Annotated in this window: 13 protein-coding genes; 11 read left to right on the top strand and 2 right to left on the bottom strand. The window is 33.0% G+C overall.

The genetic code is table 11. The annotated features are described in order from the left end of the window. Positions 1-72 precede the first annotated feature (72 nt). The 11 genes from IAI56_RS09390 to IAI56_RS09440 all read left to right on the top strand — a co-directional run bounded on the left by IAI56_RS09390 (position 73) and on the right by IAI56_RS09440 (position 6,860). Positions 73-1,488, top strand: a complete 1,416-nt coding sequence (locus IAI56_RS09390) for an MBL fold metallo-hydrolase (RefSeq protein WP_187657624.1) — start codon at positions 73-75, stop codon at positions 1,486-1,488. Between the two features lie 74 nt (positions 1,489-1,562). Then, positions 1,563-1,832: a rhodanese-like domain-containing protein gene (locus IAI56_RS09395; RefSeq protein ID WP_239106959.1), complete on the top strand. Its 270-nt coding sequence runs from the start codon at positions 1,563-1,565 to the stop codon at positions 1,830-1,832. 4 nt (positions 1,833-1,836) lie between these two features. Next, a complete protein-coding gene (locus IAI56_RS09400; protein ID WP_187657626.1) occupies positions 1,837-2,040 on the top strand; it encodes a hypothetical protein in 204 nt (67 codons plus the stop codon). Next, the gene (gene trxA / locus IAI56_RS09405) at positions 2,033-2,332 is read left to right on the top strand and encodes a thioredoxin (protein ID WP_187657627.1); all 300 of its coding nucleotides are present in this window, start codon (positions 2,033-2,035) and stop codon (positions 2,330-2,332) included. Before IAI56_RS09400 ends, trxA begins: the two co-directional genes overlap by 8 nt. A gap of 36 nt (positions 2,333-2,368) precedes the next feature. Further along, on the top strand, positions 2,369-2,557 hold the full coding sequence (locus IAI56_RS09410) for a YgaP family membrane protein (RefSeq protein WP_187657628.1): 189 nt from the start codon (positions 2,369-2,371) through the stop codon (positions 2,555-2,557). Positions 2,558-2,648: 91 nt separating this feature from the next. Further along, entirely contained in the window at positions 2,649-2,987 is a 339-nt protein-coding gene (locus tag IAI56_RS09415; protein WP_187657629.1) for a hypothetical protein, read from the top strand. 79 nt (positions 2,988-3,066) lie between these two features. Further along, positions 3,067-4,671 (top strand): hypothetical protein, encoded by a 1,605-nt coding sequence (locus IAI56_RS09420; RefSeq protein ID WP_187657630.1) that lies wholly within the window; start codon positions 3,067-3,069, stop codon positions 4,669-4,671. A 48-nt stretch (positions 4,672-4,719) separates the two neighbouring features. Beyond that, positions 4,720-4,926: a hypothetical protein gene (locus tag IAI56_RS09425; RefSeq protein ID WP_187657631.1), complete on the top strand. Its 207-nt coding sequence runs from the start codon at positions 4,720-4,722 to the stop codon at positions 4,924-4,926. Between the two features lie 124 nt (positions 4,927-5,050). After that, the gene (locus IAI56_RS09430) at positions 5,051-5,614 is read left to right on the top strand and encodes a YeeE/YedE family protein (RefSeq protein ID WP_187657636.1); all 564 of its coding nucleotides are present in this window, start codon (positions 5,051-5,053) and stop codon (positions 5,612-5,614) included. 9 nt (positions 5,615-5,623) lie between these two features. Continuing rightward, positions 5,624-6,121, top strand: coding sequence for a DUF6691 family protein (locus IAI56_RS09435; protein ID WP_187657632.1), 498 nt, complete (start codon positions 5,624-5,626; stop codon positions 6,119-6,121). Between the two features lie 7 nt (positions 6,122-6,128). Further along, on the top strand, positions 6,129-6,860 hold the full coding sequence (locus IAI56_RS09440; protein ID WP_187657633.1) for a DUF2490 domain-containing protein: 732 nt from the start codon (positions 6,129-6,131) through the stop codon (positions 6,858-6,860). 158 nt (positions 6,861-7,018) lie between these two features. Here the strand turns inward: IAI56_RS09440 and IAI56_RS09445 are convergent, their stop codons facing one another. Next, positions 7,019-10,057, bottom strand: coding sequence for a T9SS type A sorting domain-containing protein (locus IAI56_RS09445; protein WP_187657634.1), 3,039 nt, complete (start codon positions 10,055-10,057; stop codon positions 7,019-7,021). After that, positions 9,970-10,584, bottom strand: a 615-nt coding sequence (locus tag IAI56_RS09450; protein ID WP_187657635.1) for an FG-GAP repeat domain-containing protein, incomplete at its 5' end; no start/stop codon positions are given. The genes IAI56_RS09445 and IAI56_RS09450, both read right to left, overlap by 88 nt.

A 10,584-nucleotide genomic window follows, 5' to 3' on the forward strand; every position in this document is an offset into this window, starting at 1 on the left:
ATTGTTACAATTAAAGCAAAAATCAAAAACTAATTTTGTCTAACAATACTAAAAGTACTAAATAAAATTACAATGAAAATAGAACAAATTTATACAGGATGTTTAGCTCAAGGAGCTTATTATATCACTTCAAATGGTGAAGCAGCAATCATTGATCCGCTTCGTGAAACACAACCTTATATGGAAAGATTAGCAAAAGATAATGTAAAACTAAAATACATCTTTGAAACGCATTTTCACGCTGATTTTGTTTCGGGTCATTTGGATTTAAGTAAAAAAACTGGAGCATCTATTGTTTATGGTCCAAATGCTAAACCTGACTTCGAATTCATTTCTGCCAAAGACAATCAAGTTTTTGACATTGGAAACATCAAAATAAAAGTGTTGCACACACCTGGTCATACAATGGAAAGCACTACTTATTTGCTAATTGATGCCGATGGTAAAGATTACGCCATTTTTTCTGGAGACACGTTGTTTTTAGGTGATGTTGGTCGTCCCGATTTGGCACAAAAAGCTGCATCGATGACACAAGAGCAATTGGCTGGATTGCTATTCCATTCTTTAAGAGACAAAATTATGCCTTTGGCTGATAATGTAATTGTTTATCCTGCTCACGGTGCAGGTTCGGCTTGCGGAAAAAATATGAGTAAAGAAACAGTTGGTTCTATTGGAGACCAAAAAGCAACTAATTATGCTCTGAGAGCCAATATGACTGAAGCAGAATTTATAAAAGAAGTTACCGATGGATTATTGCCTCCACCAGCCTATTTTGGAATGAATGTGGCAATGAATAAAAGCGGAATTGAAAGCTTTGAAAATGTTTTTAATAATGGGATGAAAGCTATTAATGCAACCGAATTTGAAGTAGTTGCTGAAGAAACTGGAGCTTTAATTTTAGACACTCGTAACAATGGAGATTTTGCAAAAGGAAATGTACCACAATCCATCAATATCGGTATCAATGGTGATTTTGCTCCTTGGGTTGGTGCTTTAATAGGTGATGTAAAACAACCCATTTTATTAGTAACTGATTTAGGTATGGAAGAAGAAACTGTAACGCGTTTAACTCGTGTAGGTTTTGATAACATAATTGGCCATTTAAAATATGGTTTCCAAGCTTGGGCAGCAGCAGGATATGACGTTGATACAGTAAACAGAATTACTGCCGAAGAGTTTGAAAAAGAAGTAAAAATTGGCGAAAGTAAAGTTATTGACGTTAGAAAAGAAAGTGAATATGAAGCAGAACATGTAGAAGAAGCCTACAGTCGTCCACTAGCATCAATAAATGAATGGGTAAAAGATATCAATCCAGAAGAACATTTCTACTTGCACTGTGCAGGCGGTTATCGTTCTATGATTGCAGCATCAATATTACAAGCTCGTGGGTACAGAAACTTTAGCGAAGTTGAAGGTGGTTTCAATGCCATTGCAAAAACAAACATTCCTAAAACCGATTTTGTATGTCAAAGCAAAGTATTAAAATAATAGTAATAATAATAACAATTTCAATTATGTTCGGAATATTCAAAAATATTTTTTCTAATTCAGATACAACTCAAATGAAAGATATAATCTCAAAAGGTGCTTTTTTAGTTGATGTTCGTACACCAGCAGAATTTGCCGAAGGTCATGTAAACGGTTCAGTCAATATACCTTTAGACCAAGTTCAAAATCAATTGGCAAAATTTAAAGGTAAAGAAAAAATTGTCGTTTTTTGCCGAAGTGGTAACCGAAGCAGTCAAGCCAAATCTATTTTAGAACAAAATGGATTTACTAATGTTACCAATGGTGGAACTTGGCAAGAGGTAAATCAAATTATAAATCAATAGTAAAATGTTTCAAAAAATAATCCATAACTGGTCATTCATACGTTTTATTCGATTAATTTTAGGTATCTTTATAATCATTCAATCGGTTCAAACACAAAACTATTGGATGATATTACCCGGAATATTATTTTCAGCAATGGCATTGTTCAATACAGGTTGTTGCGGCAGTAGTTGTTCTGTTCCATTAAAAAATAAAAAAAATGACTAGTTTCGAAAAACTTATTGCTAATGAAAAACCAATTCTAGTAGATTTTTTTGCTACTTGGTGTGGACCATGTCAAACGTTAACCCCAATCTTAAAGCAAGTAAAAGACACTCTTGGAGAGCGAATTACTATCATCAAAATTGATGTAGATAAAAACCAAGAACTAGCTTCAAAGTTGCAAGTCAGAGGTGTTCCAACCATGATGTTGTATCAAAATGGGAATCAGTTATGGAGACAATCAGGCGTTTTATCTAAAGAAGAAATTATTAAAATAGTTCTAGAAAAAATAAATTAATAACATTTTAAACCAGTTTATTATGAAAAAAAAAGTATGGGAATGGCAGACAAAGCAATACGTTTTGCTCTAGCTGCAATTGTTGGAGTTTTGTATTATACTAATGTAATCAATGGCACATTGGCAATTGTGCTTGGTGTTTTAGCAGTGGTTTTTATACTAACATCATTTATTAGTTTTTGTCCGTTGTATTTGCCTTTTGGTATTACTACGAGAAGAAAATAAATGATTACAGGAAACTATCGTTTTACTTTTTAATATTAAAATGTGACAAAAATCAGGTTATGATTAAACAATAGCAATTAATTTTGTTTCAATGAAATTCTTCGCATACCTACTTTGCTTTTATTTATTTGCTTTAACTACACTTCCGTCGGTTAGAGCAATAAAAATGCAATTTTCTGAAAAATGCCAATCTACTTGTCAAAAGATGAATTCAGACAAAGAAGAACAATCGGGTTGCGAGAAAGGGAAAATAATAATGAATTTGAGTTTTAATCCCGTTCATTATGAAACTTCTCAATCATTTTCTACTTGTGCAAAAATTATTTTCGTTGATGTATCACATAAAGAAAATAATAGTTACAAAGAAGTTTTTATTTCTCAATACAAAAACTCCATCTGGCAACCGCCAAAGATTTTTTCAGTAGTATAACTAAAATTTAAACAAATTTAATCCTATTATTTTGAGTAGCTCCTATTCAAAGTAATAGTGCAACTTAGTATTTAACTAAATGAAAAAATATATTTTAATACTCATAATGCTACTTACAGTTAAAGTAGCATTGGCACAAAACACATTTCCTTATGATGTGCAACTTACACCCATTACCATAGCAAATTTACCAGGGTTACATTCCTATACTTTTGCGCAATACAACGGAAAATGGCTCATAATTGGAGGTAGAAAAGATGGAATTCACGCAAGACAACCTTTCAATGCTTTTCCAAACGCTCAAAACAATACCAACATATATGTAGTAGATGTTGCAACTCAACAATTTTGGTCAACTACTGTAAATAACCTTTCAACTGGATTAAAAGAGCAATTACAAGCTACCAATATGAACTTCCATAAAGACGGAAACACATTGTATGTTATTGGTGGTTATGCTTATTCAGTTACTGAAAATGATCATGTCACGTTTAATAAATTAACTTCGATTGATGTTCCAAATTTGATTGATGCAATTATTGCTGGAAATCCAATAACTAGTTATTTCAAACAAATAGCCAATTCTATTTTTCAAAATACTGGTGGACAATTGGGCAAAATTGGAAATGAATTTTACTTAGTTGGTGGACAAGTTTTCACAGGAAGATATAATCCAATGGGAAATCCAACTTTTGAACAAACGTATGTAAGTAAAATTCAAAAATTCACTATCGATAATTCGGGTACTCAATTAAGTTTTAGTAATTATTCAGAGGTCAACGATGCTGTTCATTTGCATAGAAGAGATTATAATTTAGTGCCTCAAGTTTTTCCAAATGGTGAAGAAGGTTATACGATTTCGTCTGGAGTTTTTCAAATTAATGCTGATTTACCGTTTCTCTATCCCGTTGATATAAAAAGTAATGGCTATTTTCCACAAACGCAATTCAACCAATATTTAAGCAATTATCATTCGGGTAAAGTTGGTATTTATGACCAAGAAAATAACAGAATGCACAACTTATTTTTTGGTGGAATTAGTCAATATTATTACAATGGAACAACTTTAGTGCAAGACAATAATGTACCATTTGTAAAAACCATAAGTAGAACTACTCGATTGGCTGATGGAACTTTATCAGAACATAATTTTCCAGTCGAAATGCCAAACTTAAAAGGCGCTGGAGCTGAATTTATTCCAAATACAAACTTATCACACTACACCAATGAAGTGATTAAACTGAATGATATTGCAACTTCAGAGTTTGTTATTGGTCATCTTTATGGTGGAATTCAAAGTCCTATGACAAATGCTTTTTCTACCAATCAAACCAATGCAACATCCGCTGATCCAACAATATATGAAGTAAAATTAGTTTACAATCCTAGTTCAAATGTTGCGACTATTGATGGTAAAAATCCATTTACTTTTTCGGTTTCGCCAAATCCAACGAATGATAATACGGTTCGAATTCAATTTAATTTGCCTTATGTTGCTACTTTAGATTACTTCATCACTTCATTAGACGGAAAAATGTTAGACGATGGAGAAATTGAAGGATTACAAGTTGGCAACAATGCAATGAATTTTAGTTTAGAAAATGCAAAAGAGAAGATTGTAATTCTAACATTCATACTAGATAATAAATTTTATACTTCTCAAAAAGTAATTAGAAATCAATAAAATGCCATTTGGCAAGAACTCAGAAATTAATTTAATAAATATTTAAAAATGAAAAAATCAGTTTTAATGACAGCTTTAGTAGCTTTCTTGTTTTCAATGAATGTTAATGCGCAACAACAAGAACCAAAGCAAAAGAAAAAAGCCAAGACAGAAAAATCATGTTCTACTGAAGAAAAAAAATCTTGTGAAAAAGATAATAAAGGCGAGAAAAAAGGCGGTTGTTGTGCTGCTAAAAAAGAGGATAAAAAATCTTAACTTTTATAAATCTTTAAAAAAAGTGTTTGAGAAATCAAGCACTTTTTTTTTGCTATGTGATAAAGGTTACAAACCACTTCTTTTTTATAACTCAAATTTGCATCATAAAATTTAAACTATGGAAATTATAGAATTTATCAAACAACCTTGGCCTTGGTACATCGCTGGTCCATTAGTTGGACTTACTGTTCCAGCATTATTGATTTTAGGTAACAAGAATTTTGGTATTAGTGCCAATTTACGTCACGCTTGTGCAGCTTGTTTACCTGCAAATATTCCATTCTTCAAATACGATTGGAAAAAAGAGATTTGGAATATGTTTTTTATCGTTGGTATTCTAATTGGTGGTGTAATTGCTTTTCAATTCTTAGAAAATCCCAACCCAATTATTATAAATGAAAATTTAAAAGCAGAACTAGCTCAATACGGAATTACAGCTATAGATGGAATGCTTCCATCGGAGATTTTTTCTTGGCAAAACTTATTTTCACTTAAAGGATTTCTTTTAATGGTTGTTGGTGGATTTATGATTGGTTTTGGTTCGCGCTATGCTGGTGGTTGCACAAGTGGTCATGCTATTTCGGGATTATCTAATCTTCAACTTCCTTCGTTAATTGCCACATGTTGCTTTTTCATTGGTGGGTTAATCATGGCTAATTATATTCTTCCTCTAATCTTATCACTTTAAAATAAAACTATGGAAAATACAAAACAAAACACCGATTTTGAAACTCGTTCGCTCGATACAATATGCGTAAATGAAAGTCAATTAGAACACAAATGGTATCACAATTTTAAATACTTGATTGTTGGTTTACTGTTTGGAATAGTATTCATTAAAGCGGAAATCATTAGTTGGTATAGAATACAAGAAATGTTTCGTTTTCAATCGTTTCATATGTATGGCGTTATTGGAAGTGCTGTTGTGGTGGGAATGATTTCTGTTTTTCTAATAAAAAAATTCAATATCAAAACCATTTATGGCGAGAAAATTGAGTTTCATGATAAAACGTTTAATAAAGGACAGATCATTGGCGGGCTGATTTTTGGATTAGGATGGGCAATTACTGGTGCGTGTCCAGGTCCAATTTTTGCTCAGATTGGAACTGGAGTTACGGTAATGATTATTACTTTGTTTTTTGCAATCGTTGGTACTTGGGTTTATGGTTATTTTAGAGATAAACTTCCTCATTAAAATAAAAATGAAATCTAAAATAAATGCCATACTTACAGTTCTATTAGTAACCTTTTTTGCTCCAAAAATTGTTGCACAAGATCATACAAATAGCTGGTTCAGAACTACATTAAGTATTCCAATTACAGAAAAAATAAAAACAGATATCGAGTTGCAACACCGCAGACAAAATGATTTTGAAAGTAACAATCTTTTTGATAAAAACTTGATGTACACCTTTAGAACTTGGATTTATTATAAGCAAAATAAAGATGTTATTTATGGTATTTCGCCTTTTGCTTATTTTTCCAATTATAAGAGTATACAAAAAGAAGGTGATGCCGATGCTAAGCCAATTAACGAATACCGATTTACTGCATCGGTTGAATTGCAACATGAATTAGCAACTAAATTCTATGTGGTAGATAGAACGGCTATTGAATATAGGGCTTTTGAAGGTTCAATTGAAAATACTACTCGTTTGAGAAATAAACTTGCTTTTAGGTATGACTTTAATCCAAAATATAACTTAGCTATTGGTGATGAAATATTAATTAATTCGACAGGAACAGATGCACAACATATTTTTGATCACAATCGTTTATTTACCAACTTTTGTTATAAAGTAAGCAATAAAGTAAAATTCGATATTGGATATATTTATATCTCAAGATTGACTAAAAACAACACTGATTTAATGGAGGAAAATAATTTTTACTTGAACTTTACTTATATACTAAATAAAAATCCACATAGTTAATATTATTTTAAAGGCAAATTAATTCAAACACTAGAAATTCAACAGTATTTAAACTAGTTTTTTAATACTTATTTAGAGTGATTTTTTTCTGCATATAAAAATGTAATATCTCCCGAAAATCGAACTGATGAAATAAATACTGAAAAACAAAAATTCATTTATTGCTTAATGAATTTTTGCGTATAATTACCTTTCTCAGTTGTGATAGTCAATAAATAAACACCTACTTCCAAATCGGCAACATTAATTTGATTGGTGTTTCTTGCTTCCAAAACGTTACTTCCTAGTATAGTATTCACTTGCAACAGTTCAATCTGGTCTATTCCAGTAACGCTTAGTAACTCTTTGGCTGGATTAGGATATATAACCCACTTTGCAATACCAAACTCATTGTTATTTAAAGTATTAACATAAGTAGTATGGGCAGTATTAGTGATAATAGGTGGATTAAAATCAAAATAAATAGCTGCGGTAGCGCTTACTGTATCTCCAAGTTCAATAGTGTTGGCTTTTGGTTTAATTTTGAACATAATATACCCGTTAGAAGCGGCTTCATTGGCTGCACTATGCGGAAGTCGGATGTTATTGAACATAAAGGTCACTTGGCTTTCATCTGTAATGGTTGTTCTTCCATTGTGGCTCATGCCTTCTAATTGTATAGTAGTCCAATCCAACTTTGGGTCCAACTCATGTTCTACTCTAACATTGATAGCACTTGCCGTTCCTGTGTTTTGAAAACGAATTCTATAATGCAGGTAATCGTCAGCATTGGCAATAAGCACTTGATCACCTTCTAGACAGGTAATGTCGTTTGGATCATAAGAACCGATAAGGGTTTCTTGCAAGATAAAGGTATTATCCTCTGGAGTGTAATCACCATCAATTGGAGTTACCGTTGCCGTGAATACAAGTGTTTCTCCGATATTAGTGGTTGGAGGCGGTAAAATATTAAAATTCAAAATCACACTTCTAATTTCGAAAGGTGTCAAATTGGTATAATCGAAAATCAAGCTATTGGCGGTTTGTGAAGTTGGCATGACGTTAGCATTCAAAAACTGCATTTTGGTGTTGTCATATTGAAGTGTTGCTTGACCCGTTAAAGTAGTTGTTCCAATATTTTTATAGATAAAATTATAGGAAACATCAAAGCCTGGTCTTGCTTCATTAAGAGGATACAAAGCAACATTCAAATCATTAAATATACCAGTAGGTTCGATACAAAAGTCGGCCGTATCAATATTGCCATATTCTGTAAAAGAAGCAGCGTCTGACGATGGATTTAAAACAAAATAAGAAGGAATATCCGCCATAACAGTGGTTTCAAATTCCCCTTGACCTACGTATAGTCTGTATTGTCCAATATATTCATTTCTAGAAGTTAAAGTTGCATAAGTGTTAGTACCATTAGTAGTTGACACTAAAATATTAGGCAATTTAGCATCATTTGCACCGCAACCATTTCCTTCGATATCCAATCGAACTGTACCTTTTATAGTATTTTGATTGAGTCCTTGGTTGATGAACCATACTACTTTGTTACTTCCTGAAGTAGTCATTAGAATATCCAAATCACCATCGTTATCCGCATCCATAGTTTGCGAGCTGGTAATCGTAGTTAATGCTGTAGCTATCGTTTTTGGTGGTTCAAAATTGGCTTGACCATATAAATTTTCAGACCAAGTAGCTTTAGTCGATTCTCCAACAATAATATCCATATCGCTATCATTGTCAATATCTGAAGCAACAAGAGTTAAAGCACCATTAGAATCAATATTGGAATTGATGAGTTGCGCAGCTCCAAAAGTTCCAGTGCCCAAATTGGGTTGCCAAAGAAGGTCATCCGCTGAACCATTGGAAACATAAGCCACATCGTTATCACCATCTGAATCGAAGTCGGCAATGGCTACATCTGCAACGCTAAGCGCTGTACTTGTAATCACTTGTTTAGGTCCAAAACTTCCCGAACCATTTGTATTTTGAAACCAGCTAATGGTGTTGTCTAACCTTGAAGCACAAACCAAATCAAAATCACCATCGTTATCGATATCCGCTTTTTTGAGTGCCATCACACTATCTGGACCAGCAGCAATAAGTTGTTCTGCTGAAAAACTTCCTGAACCATTATTGGCATACCAAACAATTTTATCACCGTCATCAGGCCAATTGTCGAGTGAGGTTACAATATCATTATCACCATCTGCATCAACATCATAAACCACCAATCCGTCTGGACTGTCATAAGTATCAATTGGAATATTGATTTGAGCACCAAAATTACCTAATCCGTCTAAATTCTTATACCATGAAATCTTATCGTTATAACCTGAAGTTGAAGGTCCTGAAATAGAGATTATATCTAAATCATCGTCACCATCCATGTCGGCTAAGAATACTTTTTTTGCATTATCAGCAAGATGACTGACAACAATTTGATTGCCAAAGCTGTTGTTTGTATTTTTATACCAATAAATTTTACCTTCACTTAAGGAAGAAGTTACCAAATCAGTATCGCCATCGCCATCCATATCGCCTGCCATGGCTGAACTAGCACCCAAGTTAGCTGCTGCTGGATATTTTGGTGCTCCGAAAGTGGCTGAACCGCTATTTTGATAGCTAGTAGTTCTATGGTTATAGGAAAAAGTGGAAAGGTCTTTATGTCCATCATTATTCAAATCAAAAACATCAATTTGACTTATCATTCGTATTTTGAGGTCAACTGCGGGCATTGTAGTAAAAGTCAAAGAAGCGGAATTTTTGTACCAATTAAGGTCGCTAAAGTATTCTGAATTGTTATTGTTTCTTATGGCAACTATTAAATCCAACCTGTTATCGTTGTCTAAATCACCAAGCTTAATGGCTTTGATTTCAGTTAAGTCTTGTCTAATATTTTGATCAGCGCCAAAATTACCGAGACCATCATTCAACTTATAAATCAACTTTTTAGTGCCAAAATTGTTCTCTACATTACCAACCAAATCTATATCGCCATCGTTATCTATATCACCTACATCAAAAAAACGAAAATAATTATTAGAAGTTGGAATAGTAGTTAGTGTTGAAAAAGTAGCATTGCCATCATTTCTAATCCAAGCTATACCTGTATCATATCTTATAAAAATATCAGGCAAACCATTGTTATTAAAATCAGCAAGAGTAATGGTATTACTAAAATTTGAGGTTTGATAGATGGTTCGCAAGGTAGCATAATTGTTGGCTTGGGTCGTGTTTTCATAATAGCCCATAAAAACCCTGCAGAACCATTGCGTGCAAAAACAAGGTCTTTGTCACCATCATTATCCATATCGATGTGATTAACAAAAGCCGCCTGATCTATGGTTTTCAACACCTGAAAAGGCGCAAAAGTTCCTTGTCCGTCAAGATTAGTACACAAAAACAGTTTGTCTTGAAAAGATTCTGCGCCTAGAATATCCAAATCACCGTCGCCATCAAAATCAGTTATATCTATTGACGAAATTGAATTAGTTCCTGAAATTGTTGCTACTAGTTGCTTGGGCATGTATCCTTCATCAGGAAATTTGTTCTCAAACCAATACACATTGGAACTACCATAAGTAATGATGTCCATATCGCCATCGTTATCAATGTCAGCTATTTCATTACCTCTGCCAGAAGGCGAAAAACTCGTTACTTCTTGTTCTTGAAAACCAATTTGAGAATAAATTGCCGTCGTAAAAAGGATGGCTGCAATGAGTAATAATTTTTT

Source organism: Flavobacterium macrobrachii, from assembly GCF_014486675.1.
Classification (GTDB): Bacteria; Bacteroidota; Bacteroidia; order Flavobacteriales; family Flavobacteriaceae; genus Flavobacterium; species Flavobacterium macrobrachii.